Origin of the sequence: Sphingomonas sediminicola (assembly GCF_049991885.1) — a bacterium.
Lineage (GTDB): Bacteria > Pseudomonadota > Alphaproteobacteria > Sphingomonadales > Sphingomonadaceae > Sphingomicrobium > Sphingomicrobium sediminicola.
Map to the genome: position 1 here is coordinate 1,093,576 of NZ_CP178916.1, position 17,234 is coordinate 1,110,809.

Sequence of the window (17,234 nt, forward strand, 5' to 3'; positions counted from 1 at the left end):
GTACTGACTGATGGCGCCGCCAGGGGGGCCGCGCCCAGGTTGGTCCCGGCGCGCCCAATATGGGCTTTTCTTCAGCTTCCTTGCCGCGGTTGCCGGTCTGGTCATCGGCTTGGTCCTCCTCGGCCTGTCGCTCGTTGCGCCGAAGAGTTATGCTGCCGTTAGAGGTGTTGCGCTGGACGCGACCGCTCCTGTTACGTCGGGCCTAAGGGAGGTCACCGCGACCGTCGGCGGAATCTTTACGGGCGCCGGCAATTATTGGGATGCCGCCCACCAGAACGCGCGCCTCAAGCGCGAGCGCGAACTGATGCTGCAGCGGATCATCGAAGCCAAGGCAATCTCGCTCGAGAACCGCGAGCTTAAGGCGACGCTGCAGTTGCGGGAGCACAGCCGTGCGCCCGTCGCCATGGGTCGCGTCGTAGGATCATCCTTTAGCAGCCCTCGCCGCTACGCGATCTTCTCCGCTGGAACCTCCGACGGCGTACGCGTCGGCATGCCGGTCCGCACTGCCCAAGGCCTAATCGGCCGAGTGATCGATACCGGCGCTTTGGCGTCACGCGTCCTGCTTGTTTCCGACCGGGCGAGCATCATACCTGCTCGGATCCTCCGCAGCGGCCAGCCCATTATCAGTCAGGGCCGCGGCGACGGCACGATCGACCTCAGGCCGCTGGAAGTCGGCCGCAACCCGTTCAAGCCGGGCGATATCGTCATCACGTCAGGGACCGGCGGCCTCTATCCGCCACTGGTGCCCATTGCCCGCGTCGTCAGGCTCGACGACGACGGCGCCATCGCCTTGCCGCTGGCCGATCCTGCCTCAACCAGCTTCGCCATGGTCGAGGAGCCATACGAACCGGAGGCCGTCGCGGAGGAAGCGGGCGGCTCAACGGATACGCAATAATGGTCCGCGCCGCGCTCGCCCAAAAACGCAATATAGGCCAGGGCCCACTCCCCGGGGCACGCTTTGTGCCGGCAATCTCGGTCATCTTCGCTAGCCTCCTGACCGCCCTTCCGATCGTCTCGACCAGCGGCTGGTATCCGGATTTCGGCTTTCTGGTCCTAATCAGTTGGCGGCTCCTGCGCGCCGACGCCTGGCCTGCCTGGTGGGCTGCGCCACTTGGCTTCTTCAACGACCTGATGACGGGGCATCCGCTCGGCTTTTCCGTCGCCCTCTGGACCGCATCCATGCTCGTCCTCGATCTCGTCGACCGGAGGACCATGTGGCGCGGCTACTGGCTCGAATGGGCCCTTGCGACGCTTCTGCTGTTTGGGAATGAGACGGCGGAATGGCGGATCGCCCAGATCATGGGCGCATCGCTTCCCTTTGCGACCATCATCCCGCCGCTCCTGATTGCGGCCCTCGCATTTCCCGTCTTCGCCTGGCTTGCGGCACGACTGGACCGCTGGAGGCTCGGGCGATGAAGATGGAACGGCGGTTCACGTCGGTACACCAGTCGCTGACCTTCTCGCGGCGCATGGCCATTGCGGCGGGCGCCCAGACCGCGGTCGGCGCCTTGCTCCTCAGCCGTTTGGGCTGGCTCGCAATCGCCGAGAACGAGAAATACTCGCTCGAATCCGAGAGCAACCGGGTCCAGCTAATAATTGTCCCGCCCCGGCGAGGCTGGATTGTCGATCGCCACGGCAAGCCGATCGCAATCAATCGAAGCGACTTCCGTGTCGACATCATTCCCGACCAGCTGGAGAATCCGGAGGCGACGCTGCGGGAGCTCAGCCAACTGCTCTCGCTGAGCCCGGATGACGTCGACCGCATCCTTCGCGACTTGAAGGCGGCGCACGGTTACCAGCCGATTGAAGTCGCCGAGAGCGTGCCGTTCGACAAATATGCCGCGGTCACCGTCCGCTTGCCTGAACTCCCGGGCGTCAATCCGATGCGCGGCTTCTCGCGCTTTTATCCGGACGGTCCGGCGGTCGCCCACCTTGTCGGCTTCGTCGGAACGGCTTCGGCCGCCGATTATGAGAAGGACAAGAACCCGCTGCTCATCACTCCGGGATTCAAGATTGGCAAGGAAGGCCTTGAAAAAACTCTGGAACCTCGTCTTCGCGGAACCCCGGGCGGGCAGCGCGTGGAGCTTACTTCGCGCGGCAAGCTCGTCCGCGAGCTCGAGCCCAAGCCGGATCGCAGCGGCAACACCGTCCAGCTGACCATCGACGCCGGGCTGCAGCAATATGCCGCCCGGCGAATGGGCGACCAGTCGGGTGCCCTCGTCGCCATGGACGTGTCGAGCGGCGACATGCTTGCATTCGTCTCAATGCCGGCGTTCGACCCCAATAGTTTTAGCGATGGTATCGGCCGAACCGAATGGAAAATGCTGTCCGAAGACGACCACATTCCATTGCTGAACAAGGTGGCCCAGGGCCTCTATCCGTCAGGATCGACAATCAAGCCCGCAATGGCGCTCGCGTTCCTTCAACAAGGCATAGACCCCAACAGACGCGTCCACTGCCCAGGCGGTTATCAGATCGGGAATCGGTACTTCCGATGCGACGCGGTGCATGGGTCGATGGATATGCATTCCGCGATCGAACGAAGCTGCAACACCTATTTCTGGGCCACGGGCCTTATCACCGACCCCCAGAAGACAACCGAGATGGTCCAGTATCTGGGTTACGGCGAGAAGTTCGACCTTCCGATCCCGAGCCAGCGCTTCGGCACAATGCCGAACCCGAAATGGCTGAAAAAGAAGTATAATCGCGAATGGCAAGGGTATGATTCCGCCAATACCTCGATTGGCCAGGGATATGTGCTCGTCAATCCGATGCAACTCGCGGTCATGCCCGCACGACTGGCGTCAGGAAAGCTACTCAAACCCCGCTTGCTGATGGCCGAGAAAGGCCAGGCGGCGCCCGACCTAAATGCCGACCCGGGGCATCTGGAAATCATCCGCAAGGCAATGGCTGCGGTCGTCAACGGCAGCGGCACCGCGGTGGCGTCAAAGCTACCGCTCGAAGGAATCCAGATGGCCGGCAAGACCGGCACGGCCCAGGTTTTCCGTCTCGGCGAACGCGGCCACCAATCCAACTGGGCGCTTCGCGACCATGCCCTATTCATCGCCTTCGCACCGGCGGACAAGCCGCGCTTTGCCATCGGCTGCATCATCGAGCACGGAGGCTTTGGCGCCTCGGCAGCTGCGCCGATCGTACGCGATTCAATGACTTACTTGTTTGACCAGCAGAAGGCGTTCGACGCACTCGCTCCGCTCGAAAAGCAATGGGGCGGCACGCTGGCCGAGCGAAACGCGCGCCAAGCTGCTAAATTCGAGGCGATAGCGAGAGCGTCGGCGTCGGCCGCGCCGACTCCAACGCCGCCCGCGGGGCCGACGACATGATCTCGTCAGCCATCATTCCCCAGCCGCTGGCACGGCTTCCGTGGCGCTTGATCTTCCTGATCGCCGGGATCTCCGGGATCGGCATCATCACGCTTTATTCGGCCGCCGGGGGCTCGGCGCAGCCTTGGGCGACGAAACAGGCCATCGTTATCCTCTTCTTCCTGGCCATCGCCATCACGATGTCGTGGAGTAGCGAGGCCACGATCAAGAAAGTGGCCTTCCCGCTTTACGGCGCGGTTCTCGTGATGCTCGTCGTTGTCGAGGCGGTCGGTTTTGTCGGCAAAGGCGCTCAGCGCTGGATCGACCTTGGCATCATCCGGCTGCAGCCGAGTGAATTCATGAAATTGGGCATCGTCCTGGTGCTCGCGCGCTTCTACGAGCTGCTGCCAGCTGGCGACATCCGCAAGTGGCGAGCGATCTGGCCTGCCGCCGCGCTGATAGGTGTCCCGGTAGGCCTGATCATTCTTCAGCCGGATCTCGGTACCGCGCTGATGATCTCGTTCATCGGGGTCACCGTCATGTTCATTGCGGGAGTGCCGATGAGGGTCTTCCTCATTCCCGGCGCAGCGCTCGCGGTCGCGATTCCCGTCGTCTACCAGCTGCTGCACGGCTATCAACGCAAGCGGATCGACATCTTCCTCGACCCTGAAAGCGACCCGCTAGGCGCCGGCTATCACATTACCCAGTCGAAGATCGCGATCGGATCCGGAGGCATCTTCGGGAAAGGCTATCTGAACGGAAGCCAGAGCCACCTCGACTACCTCCCCGAAGGTCATACCGACTTCGTCTACGCGACCATGGTCGAGGAATGGGGCCTGATGGGTGGCGCCCTCCTGATCTTCGCCTTCGCCTTCGTCATTCGCTGGGGGATGCGCGTCGCCAACAACGCGCGCAGCCGCTTCGCCCAACTCACCGCGGCCGGACTTTCCGCGACGATTTTCTTCTACGTCTCGATCAACCTCATGATGGTAATGGGTCTGGCCCCGGTCGTCGGGGTTCCCCTCCCCCTCGTCAGCTACGGCGGATCGGCCGTCATGACGGTGATGTTGTGCCTTGGTTTGCTTATGGCGTTGGAGCGTCAGCAGCGAACCACGTCGCGAGTTCTGTAGGCAGGTTGAACTCCGGCGGTTGCGCACCAAGTTTCACCGTGCTACCGGCCCCGCCGCTCAGGGTGAGATTTGACCGCCAGAGCATCCGCCGAATGGCAGTGGACGCATAGCTCAGTTGGTAGAGCAGCTGACTCTTAATCAGCGGGTCCTAGGTTCGAGCCCTAGTGCGTCCACCATTCCTTCCTTCAAATAGAGCTGCCTGCATGCAGGGGAATTCTGCTGGCCCGGTACATCCGTGTCTGGGACGCGGACTTCATACGCCGTAAGGAGCGCTGATGATCTTCGACTTACCACCGTCCGATCCTTCGCTGGAGATCAGCGTTGCGAGCAGAGGTTATTCGAAAGGCCTCGCGCAGACCGACGGTATGCAGGTCCTCATTCGCCCCGAAGTGGCGTTTGGCTCGCTTCGCTTGGGCGCCTACGGAAAAAATATTACCTCTAACCAGTACGATGGAGAGGCCGGAGCGTCCGTCGGATATCGAAAATCGTTCGGCAAGATGGAGTTGGGCGCCAGCGCGACTGTCAAGCATCTCTACGGCGCCGATCCGGACGTCGATGATGTCGCGCTCGAACTGAATTTTGCGGCGTCGAGATCATGGGGCGCACTAAAGCCGCGGGTCAGCCTGACTTACAGTCCCAATGACCTTGCTGGAACCGGGCGCACGGCATTTTGGGAGGCCGGTTCGTCTTACCAAATCGACAAGAAGACTAGCCTTTCGGCGGGAATCGGAATCCGTAGAAGAACAGGCGGGCCTGACTATACCAGCTTCACGGCAGCGCTGAGCCGCACGCTCGGTGGGCCGTTCACCGCAGAATTCCGCCTCTACGATACGAACCGAAACGAACTAGGCGAGAACTATCATCGAAGGATGGTCGTCTCCGTACGAACGCGGATCTGACAATGCTTCTAGCCAGAGTCAGTGGCTCATACTCCTGAAGCGGTCCCTCGCGTTCCGCAGATAATCGAGGGTGGCGTTACGCTCCCGATCGTTTCGATAGTCGGCGCGGCTGCCAGCATCGGCGACGACACGGTCGAGCCAGGCAGCGAAATAATCTGCATCTGAGGGCACCGATGAAGGGCCGCCCGGAAGGTCGAGATAAATCGGGCTTGTGGTGGCGTAAGGATAAAGATCGAGCACCTGCGGATCCGATCCGTCATTCCAGGCGCGCAGGACCAGCCAGCCACCTGTGTCGACCTGCAGCTCGCCCGCTGTGTCAAAATTCCGCCGATCTCCTTTGAGGGCGAAGGCCTTCACGACCCTTCCGTTCTGGACAAGCTCGAGGTGGTCGACGGCAACCGGCGAGCGAAGCGCAATTCGGAAACGCAGCTTGCCAGCGGTCTTTCGACCAACGGTATCGCCCGGATGTTTGCCTTCGACTTCAAGGCCGAGCAGCGGTCCGTTGCTTGCAAAGGTGCGGCCTTCCTTGAGGGCCTTGCGAAGCGCCGCGGGGCTAAGCTCGCCGCCGGTGTCGAGAAACACACGATTCATGCCGACCGGCCCGCGCAAGGAAGCGTAGTTCGCCATCGCATCCGTGCCTGCTCCCGCCGGAAGCCGGAAGCCCAGATTCAGCAGCCGGTACCAGATCTCGGCGGTCGATTTGTGGTCGGCGAACCCGACGATCTCGATGTAGTCGACCTTCCCATTGATCACGTCGGCCGGAAGCTCGTTGCTGAGCGATTCCTCCTTAGGCGGATCGATGGCCCAGTCGAACGGGTGCACGTAACCGACCAGGGCACCCTGTGCATGAGCGAGATCAGCGACCACGCCATTGAACGGGTAGGGACTGGCGAGCGCAGTGTGCTGATACGCCGAGAAGTCGGGCGTCAGCATGTGATCTGACAGGTGAAGCAGGCCTAGATGACCCCAATAGCTGGTGTGAAACTCTTGCGAATGCATGATCAGCGTCTCGGCGCTGCCCGCCGGGTCCGGAGTTCCGCGGAAGTATCCGATATCCGGGACCCTCTCCTCCTTGTTGACGATCACGTTGTAGATGGCGTCCAGATCCTCGGCCTGGGTCTGTTTGGCGAGATGTTCCGGCGTATTTCGGTACGCTCCGCCGTAGTTCATGTGGACGTGCAGGTCGGCGCTCCGCCATCTCCCGAACGACGAGGGCAAGTCGTTTAGGTGCAGCTTCACAGGAACTGCCCTGTTCTCGCCTGCGGCCAGCTTCACGGTCTGTCGCCACGGAAGATAGCGAAAGCCGTGCTGAACCCAGATGGCGGTATCGCCTGCCGGCGCCTCCAATGTGCATAGCGACGGACAGTGAAAGTAATGCGTCTCGCTGGCTTGGAGCGCCCGGTCGAAACCGTCGTCCGCGTGCATCCAGGACGACGTCGGCGCGGCAGCCCGTCTGTCGCTTCCCAGGACCGCGACCCGTGCCGGAACGCTGCGTCCCTGCTCGTCGCGGATGTCGAGTGTCAGCCGGGCCTGAGTGCTCTTGTAGTGCCGTGTCTTCGCAACGATCTTCGTCGTTGCCCCACCGATGAACTCCCGAACAGCAAGGCTCGTGTTTCCGCCCTCATTGCTGACGTAAGCGACACGCTCGCCATCGGGTGACCAGCGCGCGCTCGAAAGATCGAAATCGCCAAAGGTCAGGGGAAGCGGCGCAACACCGTCAGGCGTGGTCAACCACAACTGGCGCCACTGCCTGCCGTGATAGCTCGCGAAGAGCACCTGCTTGCTATCTGGGGACATTTCCGGACGGGCGCTCCAGCTGGTCTCCTCGCTCAGTATTTTCCGGCGGTCACTTGGGTGATCCGCCGCCACCGACCAGATATCGCCGGTGCCCCACGCGACCTCGTTATTGGTGACATAAAGGATGCGCTTTCCGTCCGGCGTCCAGGACGGGTTCAACGCATGGTCGTAGGTCGAATAATAATATCGCGAGATCTTGCTCTGACGCTCGCCAAGAAGCGGCCGAGCGTTTCGAAGCCCGTCGGGCCCGATGTCGGCGATGAACAGGTTGAAGTGGCCTGTGCCCTGCGTGGAAACCCAGGCGATGCGCTTGCCGTCCGGCGACAGGCGAGGCTCGACGTTCACCGCGTCGCCCGAGGTCAGTCTCTGCTCGCCACCGGTGCCGAGATCGAGGCGCCACAGTTCCAGCCCAGCCCCGTTATAGCGGCTGAATACGACGCTTCTTCCATCCGGCGATACATCCGGCTGGTAGTCATAGGCTCCGATTGGATGCGTCAATTCGACGGCCTCGTCAAAGCCGATCGTCTGGCGCCACAGTGAACCGCCCATGCTGTAGATCAGCGCTTTGCCGTCGGGCGTGAAGACGGCGCTCGAGGGTCCCGTGGTCAGCTGCGGAATGTACAGCTCGCGCCAGTAGTAGGTGTGCGGAAGATCGACTTGCTTGAGCACCGCCTCGCGCTCGGCATTCGCCACGCCTGCCGGGCCAGGCAGCAAGGCCGCCAGAATTGCAAGACCTCGCCACCCCTGCATCAATCCTCCTTATTCGCGTTCCCTTATGGTCAACTTCTCGACGCGCTTCTCGTTGATCGTGCACTTCACGATGCGGTGCACGTAAATCCCAGGGGTGTGCACGCAGTCGGGGCTGATCTCGCCCACATCGACCAGTTCCTCGACCTCGACCACCGTTGTCTTTGCCGCAGTCGCCATGACCGGATTGAAATTGCGCGCCGTCTTTCGGAACTGAAGATTGCCTTCACTGTCTGCCCGCCACGCCTTGATAATCGCGAGATCGGCACGCAGCCATGTTTCGCGGATGTAAGGCTGACCTTCGAACTCCTCCTGCAGCTTCCCGTCCGCAACGACCGTCCCGACACCGGTTGCCGTGTAGAAGGCCGGAATTCCCGCGCCCCCTGCCCTGATGCGCTCCGCGAGAGTCCCCTGAGGATTAAGTTCGAGCTCCAGTTCGCCAGTCAGGTACTGCTGCTCGAACAGCTTGTTCTCACCAACGTATGACGAGATCATCTTTCGAACCTGCCGCGACTGCAGGAGGTGCCAAAGGCCGAAGCCGTCGGCCCCGGCGTTGTTCGAGATGATCGTCAGGTCTTTCGCGCCCGCCGCCTTTATCTCCGGGATCAGGCTTTCGGGATTTCCTGATAGCCCGAAGCCGCCGGACATGATCGTCATTCCGTCGCGAAGCAGTCCGTCGAGTGCAGCTTTGGGTGAATCGTAGAGCTTGTTCACGGCGTGCAAAACACAGTGTGGCTCTGCTCACGCATGAACTGCGGGACGTACCAGCTGCCAAGGCCGCCTTTCCCGGTCGTGCCGGAGCCCTTCCAGCCGCAAAAGCTCTGAAACCCGGGCCAGGCGCCGGTCGTCGCACCCGCCGCACGGTTTGCGTAAAGCACGCCCGCCTCAATCGTGCTGAGGAAGAGATCGAGTTCCTGCTCATCTTGCGCATACACGCCGGCCGTCAGCCCGAAAGCGCTGCGGTTCGCGTCGGCAATCGCCTCGTCCAGACTGTCGAACGGAAGCACGCTGACAAAGGGGAGGAAAAGCTCATCGCGGTTGATCCTGTGGTCTGCGGGGAGTCCGGTGGCAATCGTCGGTTCGACATATGGACCGCCTTCGAAAATGCCGCCTTCGAGGCGCTGGCCTCCTCTTAGGATGGAGCCGTCATTCTCAGCCGCGCTCGCGGCCTTGGTGAAGCGGTCGAGCGCAGCGTCGTTGATGACGGGTCCCATGAACACGTCCTTGTGACGAGGATCTCCGACCACGATTTTATTAGTCGTTTCAAGGAGGGCGCTAAGGAAATCGTCGTAAACCGAGCGATGCACATACGCCTTGGAAGCAGCGCTGCATTTCTGCCCTGACAGACCAAAGGCGGAGCGCGCGACACCCGTAGCCGCCAGGGCCAGATCAGCGCTCGCCGTCACGAATGCCGGATTCTTACCGCCCATTTCCGCGAGCACCGGGCGTGTTGCCTGTGCAGAGACGGCGTGACGAAGGATCGTCATTCCGACTGCGTTAGAACCGGTAAAGGCGAAACCGTCGATGAGGGAGTGTTTCGCCAGCAACTCGCCTGTTTCGCGACCACCCTGGATGAGGTTCAAAACGCCGTCGGGAAGTCCGCCGTCGATTAAAGCTTCGACGACCAGGCGACCGGTCAGCCCGGCAGCGTCGCTAGGCTTGAATACGACCGTGTTCCCAGCAACAAGCGCCGCCGACATCATCCCGACCGACAAAGCGACGGGAAAATTGAACGGCGCGATCACCGCGAAGGCGCCATAGGGCCTTAGAACCACACTGCACTTTTCGGCGGAAGAGGCGCCGGGCCGATCGTCGCGGAAGCCGTCGGTTCGCTCCATCTCGTCGCAATAATGGCGGATAAGATCGATCGCTTCTTCGACCTCTCCAACCGCCTCCAGCCGGGACTTGCCCACTTCGATCAGGCAGGCGACGGAGAGGTCCCACTTGCGCTCTTCGATCACGTCCGCTGCGGCTCGAAGGATTTCGATCCGTCGCGGCCAACCCATCGCCCGCCACGACGGATAAGCAGCACGCGCTGCTTGGACAGCATCGTTGACCATGCTCTCGTCAGCTTGCGGGAACTCGCCTAGAACTATGCTGTAGTCGATCGGACTTCTGACGCTGACGTTTCGACCTTGCGGGCGATCTTCGCCGCCAATGAAGCTGGGCCGAATGTTCCCGAGAAGGCGCGCTTCAGCATCTGGAATAATCCCGTCCAGATAAGCGTGAACACCTGAGAAATCCTCGCCCGTGTTCGAATAGGTGACGCGAGGCAGGTTCATTTCGTGACCTCCAGCCGGTTGTAGCGCTTCAGGATCGAGCGAAGCTCGTCGTGCGGAATACCAAAATAGCGCGCCCCGTTGGCGCCGGTCATCGTCTTTGCAGCGACCAGCGCATTGGTAATGGCCTCTTCCGTTGCCTGAGTCGCCGCTTCGAAAATCGGATCGACGTTGGCGTTCGCAATCGCCTGAATCGGGCTCGGCTTCGCCTGATCCTCATGATTCACTTCCCCCGGCACGGTCGAGAAAGCCAGGATCAGGTCGCCCGATGAATTGCCCGAATAGGAACCAAGCCGCGCCAGACCCATGGCAGCGCGCTTGGCAACGCGGTCGAGCTGCTTCGGCATCAGCGGCGCGTCCGTTCCAACGACAATGATGATCGATCCCTGGTCAGGCGGGGCAACGCCCTTCGAACCATCCTCCGTACATGGGGGAAGATTTTCTGCTTTCGCTGCCAGCTTTCGGTCGAAGCAGGGCAACCAGCGATTGGCGAGCGCTGCACCGACCGGTGCACCCGCAATTCTCAACACCCTCCGCGCACCGGTATTGCACTGGACGAGCACGCCGACGGTATAGGACTCGGACTCAATCGTGACGACACGTGAAGCAGTGCCGATGCCGCCTTTGAAGCCGAAGCAGACCATGCCGGTCCCACCTCCGACATTTCCTTCCTCTACCACTCCCGGTTTTGCGGAATCGAGCGCCGCGACGGCGGTTTCGGGTGTGACGTGGTAGCCTTCGAGGTCGCTGAGGTAGCCGCTCCAGGTTTCGGCAACAACCGGCCAGGTGGCGCTTCCGAAATGCTTCGAGTGCCACTGCTGGATGCCGGCATAAACCTGGCCGACACCATTCGTGTCCGTGATCCCGACCGGGCCCTGGACGATGCCGAAATCGTCGAGATAAGCGCGGCCGGTCATTTCCCCATTGCCGTTCAGATTGAAGAAGCCGCCATAGACCGGGCGAGCGTCCGCTTTGCCTCGCGGGAAGATGACGGTGACGCCGGTCCGTACCGGTCCAACTCCGACCTTTAGAGCGCCTTCGCCTTCGATCAGCGTCTTCTGACCGACTTCGACCCCACGGATATCAGTGATCGCGTTGAGGGGGCCCGCCTTACCTTCGAACGGAATTCCGAGATCGCGTGCCCGGGCATCCGCCTGCGACGCGAGCGCCACCGCGAGAAGCGCGAGCGCAGCCTTCACAGAGCCACTTTCACCCGACCCGACTCGATCATCGGCAACTCGCGCGGAATAAGCCCTTCGGACTCTTCATCGAGGCCACGCGCCCACTTGTGGCCCGTGTAAACGGCCTGCTGAATGGTGCTCGGCGCCCAGCAGTCTCCGATCCGCGTAATCGAAGCGATACCCGCGTTTCCCCATCGGTCGCTCATCTGATCGAGCCCGAGGTATAGTGCATCGACAGGTAGACGCGCGGTGACAGTCACCAAGGCGCTGCACGGCAGTTCGCTTTCCGCGCCAGTCAGGGCACTGACCAGCCGCACCTTCGACCCATCGAAGCCTATGACACTGGCATAAGTGATTACGTCGATTCCAAGCCGGGCGATCTTCTTCGCAATCGGAACGGCCTCTAGAGTGTTGACCGTCCAGGCCGAGAGCGTCGCCGCCGGCGTCACCAACGTCACGTCGAGCCCGGCCGCGCGACATCGCTCCGCGAGCACTCCACCCATGTAATAATGGTCGTCGTCCCAAATGATGACGGGTCCTCCCGACGGGACACGACCGCTCATCAGATCGTCCGGTGAATAGACATTGGCACCATCGAAACCCGGGACCGCGAAGCCGGAATCGCGGCCGATGCCATCGCTTCGCCAGGTCGAGCCGGTCGCGATCGCCACGTGGCGCGCGCCAAACTCAAGAACGTGCTCAGGCTCGAGCGCGCTTTCCCGGTAGATCGAAACGTTCTCCAAGCGCTCGAGCTGCGAGACCCGCCAGTCGCGAACACGCGCCCATTCGGAGAGGCCTGGCAGTTTGCTCTCGCGGGTTACACGGCCGCCGAGTTCTGAGGTCGCTTCAGCGAGATGAACTTCAAAACCCCGGCGGGCGGCGGCGAGAGCGGCCTCAAGTCCAGCAGGACCTGCGCCAACTACCAGCACCGAGCCGTCCGACTTCTTCGGCGGAATGCTTTCAGGGTGCCAACCCCGGCGCCACTCTTCGCCCATCGTCGGGTTCTGGGTGCAACGCAGGTTCGTCGACGTGTAGTCGCTCGACACGCACATGTTGCACCCGATGCACTCGCGGATATCGTCGATCCGGCCTTCCTCGATCTTCTTCGGAAGAAATGGATCGGCAATCGACGGCCGAGCAGCGCCGATGAAATCGAGGATTCCGCGCCGAATCTGCGAAACCATCGTATCCGGCGACGTAAAGCGCCCGACGCCCACCACCGGTTTGGTCGTGAGCCGCTTCACGAAGCTGGTGTACTGCTCCTGAAATCCTTCCTTTGCGAAGCGAGAGGTCTGGCTGTCGTTCGGCCAGGTCGAGATGTTGACGTCCCACAGGTCGGGAAGCTCGGCGAGCATTTCGATAACGTCGCGAGCCTCGCCATCGTGCGTCAGCCCTGCGTCGCCCAACAGCTCGTCTGCAGCAATTCGAACCGCAACTGCGCAAGTGTCTCCGACCGCTTCCTTGGTGTCCTCGATCAGTTCGCGAAGCAGCCGGGCGCGGTTCTCCAGGCTTCCACCATATTCGTCGTTTCGGTCATTCTTCCGCTTCTCGAGGAACTGCTGAGCGATCGACAGGTCATGGGTCGCGTATACATAGACGATGTCAAAGCCGGCCTTCTTCGACCGAATTGCCGCGTCACGATGCCATTTGCGAAGGTCGCGAATGTCCTGCTTGTCCATCGCTCGCGCCTGCACCGGCGAATAATAGATGATCGGACGGTGCGACGCCCCCAGCGGCGCCAGCCGCGTTCCCCAGTTCGCCGCCGATGCGCCGTGGTGCATGATCTCGATGGCCGCGAGGGCACCATGCTCGTGGACTGCGTCGGCCATGATTGCCATCGCCGGAATGTCCCGGTCGTCCCAGAGGCGCCCCTCATGGAAGGGCTCGCAGTCGCCCGTCGGATGGATTTCCGTCTCTTCCGTGGCGACAACCGCCCAGCCTCCTTCGGCCTTGATCCCTCGAAGCCGGGCCAAGGTCTCTGGCTGGGTCCAGCCAATGCCCGTGCAATGCGGCACCTGGTAGAAACGGTTACGCGCCGTCACCGGGCCAATGCGGACGGGTTCGAATAGAATGTCGTAGCGGGGATCGCGGGTCATGACGGCAGGATCGAATCCAATGTTTGAGCGAGGAGATCGACGATCATGGCGAGTTCGTCGTCGGTGACGTTATAGGGCGGCGCGAGAAGGATGTGGTCGCCGTTCCGACCGTCAATCGTTCCTCCACCGGGGTAGATCAGCAGCCCTCGATTGAAAGCGTCGGCCTTGGCCCGCTGGTGCATCGCAAGCTCCGGATCGAACGGAGCCTTCGTCTGCCGGTCAGCGACAATCTCCAACGCGATGAGCAATCCCCGGCCGCGGATGTCGCCGATATTGGGATGATTGCCGAAGCGGCTTCTCAGTAGCGACGAAAGGTAATCACCAGCCTCGTTGACTCGGTCGAGAAGCCCGTCGCGCTGGATGACGCGCTGAACCGCCAAACCGGCCGCACAGCCCACCGGATGCGCATTGTAGGTTTGACCATGCTTGAGCGCGCCAGAGCCCCGCGCGACAGCATCATAGACTTCGCTAGTGCAGATCACCGCCCCGATCGGCTGGTATCCGGCGCCCAGCCCCTTCCCGAGCGTCACGATGTCAGGGACCACGCCATCCTGCTCGCAGGACAAGAAGGTGCCCGTCCTGCCCGAGCCACACATAACCTCGTCGAGAATCAGCAGGACGCCGTAGAGGTCGCAGATCTCACGGACATGCCTGAGGTATTCGCCTGCCGGGGGGACAGCGCCGGCAGTCGCTCCGACCACCGTTTCTGCCAGGAATGCGATGATCGTCTCCGGGCCGAGGCGAATAATCTCGTCTTCGAGCGCCCGCGCGGCCCGCCGGCCATAATCTTCCGCGCTCTCGCCCGGCTCGGCGAAGCGATATTCGAAACATGGATCGACGACAGAGACGTCGATGAGGAGCGGCTCGTAAGGTGCGCGCCGCCAGACGCTCCCACCCGCCGCGAGAGCGCCGAGCGTATTGCCGTGATAGCTCTGGCGGCGTGCAATCACGCGGCTGCGTGCAGTGTCACCCCTTTCAAGATGATATTGCCGCGAAAGTTTCAGCGCGGCCTCAACCGCTTCCGATCCGCTTCCCGTAAACCAGACGCGGTCGAGTGAGCCCGGCGACATGTCGGCCATGACCGTGGCGAGTTCTTCTGCGGCGTCGGTCGTGAAGAAGCCGGTGTGAATGAACTCCAGTCGCGCAGCCTGCTCGGCAACCGCTGCAGCGATTTCAGCATGTCCGTGGCCGAGGCACGACACGGCTGCACCCCCGCACGCGTCGACGAAACGGCGACCCTCACTATCGGACAGGTAAATGCCTTCGCCGCGTGTGGCGATGGGAGGGCGCGCGGACGTGAACCGATGAAAGACGTGCCCCGCGTTCATTACGCTAGACTAACGTCCGCAGCTTTGGCTTCAATGCCGCCTGATGAAAGCGATCCAGATTCTCTTCGCGACAGCCGCACTGACGATCGCTGCGCCGGCCTCGGCGGAACTCGACCTCAGGCGCGCCGACGTCAGCCATCTTCCGATCGGCCTCACGGTCATCATGCTGGAAGACCACAGTTTTCCGGTCGTCAGCGTCCAGATGCTCTACAAGAGTGGTTCTGCCGCTGAGATAACCGGCAAGACCGGTCTTGCACATTTCCTCGAGCATCTCGCGTTTCGCGGAAGCGCGAACTTCCCGAAGGCTGGCGCGACCGAAGCGATCTACGACGCGGGCGGCGAGTGGCACGGCTACACCGCGATGGACCAGACGACCTACTTCGCGACCATGCCGAAGGGCGATCTCGAACTGCTCCTGAAGATAGAAGCGGACCGGATGGCGAGAACCGTCATCGACCCCGCATCGATCGAAGCCGAAAAGGGCGCGGTCATCACGGAACTCCACAGCTACGAGAATGACCCCTCGGGCGTCCTGCAGGACGCCGTCGTTCGGACCGCGCTTCAATCTCATCCTTATGGGAGTCCGATGGCCGGATATGTGAGCGACGTCGAACGCCTGACCATCAGTGATGCCCAAGCCTATTACGCCAGCCATTACGCGCCGGGAAATGCGGTCCTTGCGATTTCCGGCGACATCGATCTGAAGCGGGCGAAGGCGCTGGTCGAGCGGGCCTTCGCCAATGTCGCAGCCAGGCCAATCGCCCAGCCTCACTATACAGCCGAGCTTCCCCAGCGCGGCGAGCGCCGCACGCAACTGCTCGGTTCGGTCTATCGGCAATATTTCCAGCTCGCATTTCCCGCCCCGGCTGCGTCCAATCAGGACTTTGCTGCTTTTCTTGTCCTCCAGCAGGTCTTGGCAGGCACTCCCGGCGTGAACCCGCGCCAAAGCGGCTGGTCCGGAACGCGTGCAATTGAAGGTTCTCTCCTTTTCGGAACGACGCGTGACATCGCGACCTGGCTGCCCGCTACTCGTGATCCATTCTTGTTCATGATCAGCGGGTCGATCGAGCCGACAGCGGATTCGGGAAAACTCGAACGAGAGATTGCAAAACGGATCGATGGGCTTCGCGATCGTCCAGTCTCTCCGGCTCAACTTGCCAATGCCAAGGCTGCGGTCGCGCGCATCCTCAGGGCAGATGTCCTGACCACCGAAGATGCCGCACATCAGCTCGCCTACTTCGAAGGAATTGGCGCTCTCGATGCGCTGCTCGACATGAACCGTCACGTGCAATCCGTCACAGCTGCGGATCTGCAACGCGTTGCACGGAACTATTTCGCGCCCGATCGGCTCACCGTTGGCTGGATGGCCCTTGGCAATTTGCCCGTTGAAGCCCTCGGATCCGGCAATCCGAAGCCGGCGGCCGATCGAAACGGCGCGCCGGCAAATTCGGAAACCACGACCCAACCGGAGCTGCGCCGACTTCCCGGTGGTTTATCCGCCATCGTTCAATCGAGCCCGCTCTCCGACACCGTAACGGTCGAGCTCCTTCTTGATTCCCCGGTCAAGGACGGTGAGCGGCCCAGTGATCTGCCGGGCCTCGGAACCGTTTCTCGCTCCGGTGAGCCGTCTGAGCTTTCTGACCTGTTGGACGAGGTGATCGCGGCTTCTCGCAGCGGGCCGGCGTCAGCTGAGAGCAAAAGCGACGATCCGGAGACACGCATCCAGCAACTTATCGCGGCCCAGATCGGTGATCCGACCGGGAGAAATGGTCGGCCTCTCGCCGTGATCGTCAGTGGGAATATCGACACCTCAACGGCTTTTGGGAAGCTCGAACAGAAACTTGGTCAGGCGGCCCCGGGGAAAATCGGCCCCTCTCCCTCCCCAACGCGCGGACCCAACGTCGTTCGGGAGCGTATCGGGAAGCCACTCTCACAGGGTGGACTTGGCTACGTCGTCGATGGGCCACCGCCGGGCACGCGTGAGGCACTTGCGTGGCAAATGATGCTCTACGTTCTCACCCATGATTATTCCGGACGGCTCGGCCGGTCGGCGATCACCGAGAAAGGCCTCGTCTACCACATCTACAGCTCGCTGCGGACGAATGGCCGGCAGACCTGGGCGACGATCTGGACCGGGGTCGATCCCGACAAAGCCGATGCGCTGGAGATCGAGCTACGCACTCAGATCGCCACTCTGGCGAGCGAACCACCGACCGCCGCAGAAACTGAGGCGGCACGCAACCACATCCTCGGCCGCGACGTCACCGCCGCCCAAAGCAATGACGAACTGGCCACCAAACTCATGCGGGAATTTGTCGAAACTGGCGGTGGCCGGTCTCACGAACAGCTGAGACTCGTACTCAAGACGATTACTGCTAGGGATCTCGCCAAAGCTGCCAAGACATTCACGAAAGGCACCATCCTTCGCGTGGACGTGGGCGCTCCCGGAAACTGACC

Annotated in this window: 12 protein-coding genes and 1 tRNA gene; 7 read left to right on the forward strand and 6 right to left on the reverse strand. The window is 61.9% G+C overall.

Annotated elements, in window-relative coordinates:
• Positions 1–10: 10 nt before the first annotated feature.
• The 6 genes from mreC (at position 11) to ACMC5O_RS05740 (ending at position 5,349) form a co-directional block, all read left to right on the forward strand.
• Positions 11–895, forward strand: a complete 885-nt coding sequence (gene mreC / locus ACMC5O_RS05715; RefSeq protein ID WP_426693409.1) for a rod shape-determining protein MreC — start codon at positions 11–13, stop codon at positions 893–895.
• Positions 895–1,416 carry a rod shape-determining protein MreD gene (gene mreD / locus ACMC5O_RS05720; RefSeq protein ID WP_187709562.1) on the forward strand — a complete coding sequence of 174 codons (522 nt, stop codon included), beginning with the start codon at positions 895–897 and terminating at the stop codon, positions 1,414–1,416. Before mreC ends, mreD begins: the two co-directional genes overlap by 1 nt.
• Positions 1,413–3,341: a penicillin-binding protein 2 gene (mrdA, locus tag ACMC5O_RS05725; protein ID WP_426693410.1), complete on the forward strand. Its 1,929-nt coding sequence runs from the start codon at positions 1,413–1,415 to the stop codon at positions 3,339–3,341. Before mreD ends, mrdA begins: the two co-directional genes overlap by 4 nt.
• Positions 3,338–4,450 (forward strand): rod shape-determining protein RodA, encoded by a 1,113-nt coding sequence (gene rodA / locus ACMC5O_RS05730; RefSeq protein ID WP_426693411.1) that lies wholly within the window; start codon positions 3,338–3,340, stop codon positions 4,448–4,450. Before mrdA ends, rodA begins: the two co-directional genes overlap by 4 nt.
• 100 nt (positions 4,451–4,550) lie before the next feature.
• Positions 4,551–4,626 (forward strand) — tRNA-Lys (locus ACMC5O_RS05735).
• A gap of 99 nt (positions 4,627–4,725) precedes the next feature.
• Complete coding sequence (locus ACMC5O_RS05740) at positions 4,726–5,349, forward strand: hypothetical protein (RefSeq protein ID WP_187709561.1); 624 nt, start codon at positions 4,726–4,728, stop codon at positions 5,347–5,349.
• 18 nt (positions 5,350–5,367) lie between these two features.
• On the opposite strand, the gene ACMC5O_RS05745 is transcribed toward ACMC5O_RS05740, so the two are convergent.
• Genes ACMC5O_RS05745 through ACMC5O_RS05770 form a run of 6 tightly spaced genes read right to left on the reverse strand, consistent with a single transcriptional unit; the run spans position 5,368 to position 14,777 of the window.
• Positions 5,368–7,896 (reverse strand): CehA/McbA family metallohydrolase, encoded by a 2,529-nt coding sequence (locus ACMC5O_RS05745; protein ID WP_426693412.1) that lies wholly within the window; start codon positions 7,894–7,896, stop codon positions 5,368–5,370.
• A 9-nt stretch (positions 7,897–7,905) separates the two neighbouring features.
• Positions 7,906–8,607 carry a CoA transferase subunit A gene (locus ACMC5O_RS05750; protein WP_187709560.1) on the reverse strand — a complete coding sequence of 234 codons (702 nt, stop codon included), beginning with the start codon at positions 8,605–8,607 and terminating at the stop codon, positions 7,906–7,908.
• The gene (locus tag ACMC5O_RS05755) at positions 8,604–10,175 is read right to left on the reverse strand and encodes an aldehyde dehydrogenase family protein (RefSeq protein WP_426693413.1); all 1,572 of its coding nucleotides are present in this window, start codon (positions 10,173–10,175) and stop codon (positions 8,604–8,606) included. The genes ACMC5O_RS05750 and ACMC5O_RS05755 overlap by 4 nt, the downstream gene beginning before the upstream one ends.
• Entirely contained in the window at positions 10,172–11,371 is a 1,200-nt protein-coding gene (locus ACMC5O_RS05760; protein WP_426693414.1) for a P1 family peptidase, read from the reverse strand. The genes ACMC5O_RS05755 and ACMC5O_RS05760 overlap by 4 nt, the downstream gene beginning before the upstream one ends.
• Positions 11,368–13,449: an FAD-dependent oxidoreductase gene (locus ACMC5O_RS05765; protein ID WP_426693415.1), complete on the reverse strand. Its 2,082-nt coding sequence runs from the start codon at positions 13,447–13,449 to the stop codon at positions 11,368–11,370. The genes ACMC5O_RS05760 and ACMC5O_RS05765 overlap by 4 nt, the downstream gene beginning before the upstream one ends.
• Positions 13,446–14,777: an aspartate aminotransferase family protein gene (locus ACMC5O_RS05770; RefSeq protein WP_426693416.1), complete on the reverse strand. Its 1,332-nt coding sequence runs from the start codon at positions 14,775–14,777 to the stop codon at positions 13,446–13,448. The genes ACMC5O_RS05765 and ACMC5O_RS05770 overlap by 4 nt, the downstream gene beginning before the upstream one ends.
• A gap of 43 nt (positions 14,778–14,820) precedes the next feature.
• On the opposite strand from ACMC5O_RS05770, the gene ACMC5O_RS05775 reads away from it, so the two are divergent.
• Positions 14,821–17,232 carry a M16 family metallopeptidase gene (locus tag ACMC5O_RS05775; protein ID WP_426693417.1) on the forward strand — a complete coding sequence of 804 codons (2,412 nt, stop codon included), beginning with the start codon at positions 14,821–14,823 and terminating at the stop codon, positions 17,230–17,232.
• Positions 17,233–17,234: the final 2 nt, after the last annotated feature.

Excerpts from the sequence above, each read along its gene's own strand:
- rodA (WP_426693411.1), top strand. The coding sequence starts at position 3,338 with ATGATCTCGTCAGCCATCATTCCCCAGCCGCTGGCACGGCTTCCGTGG.
- ACMC5O_RS05745 (WP_426693412.1), bottom strand. The coding sequence starts at position 7,896 with ATGCAGGGGTGGCGAGGTCTTGCAATTCTGGCGGCCTTGCTGCCTGGC.
- ACMC5O_RS05775 (WP_426693417.1), top strand. The coding sequence starts at position 14,821 with ATGAAAGCGATCCAGATTCTCTTCGCGACAGCCGCACTGACGATCGCT.
- mreD (WP_187709562.1), top strand. The coding sequence starts at position 895 with ATGGTCCGCGCCGCGCTCGCCCAAAAACGCAATATAGGCCAGGGCCCA.
- mreC (WP_426693409.1), top strand. The coding sequence starts at position 11 with ATGGCGCCGCCAGGGGGGCCGCGCCCAGGTTGGTCCCGGCGCGCCCAA.
- mrdA (WP_426693410.1), top strand. The coding sequence starts at position 1,413 with ATGAAGATGGAACGGCGGTTCACGTCGGTACACCAGTCGCTGACCTTC.
- ACMC5O_RS05765 (WP_426693415.1), bottom strand. The coding sequence starts at position 13,449 with ATGACCCGCGATCCCCGCTACGACATTCTATTCGAACCCGTCCGCATT.
- ACMC5O_RS05740 (WP_187709561.1), top strand. The coding sequence starts at position 4,726 with ATGATCTTCGACTTACCACCGTCCGATCCTTCGCTGGAGATCAGCGTT.
- ACMC5O_RS05770 (WP_426693416.1), bottom strand. The coding sequence starts at position 14,777 with ATGAACGCGGGGCACGTCTTTCATCGGTTCACGTCCGCGCGCCCTCCC.
- ACMC5O_RS05755 (WP_426693413.1), bottom strand. The coding sequence starts at position 10,175 with ATGAACCTGCCTCGCGTCACCTATTCGAACACGGGCGAGGATTTCTCA.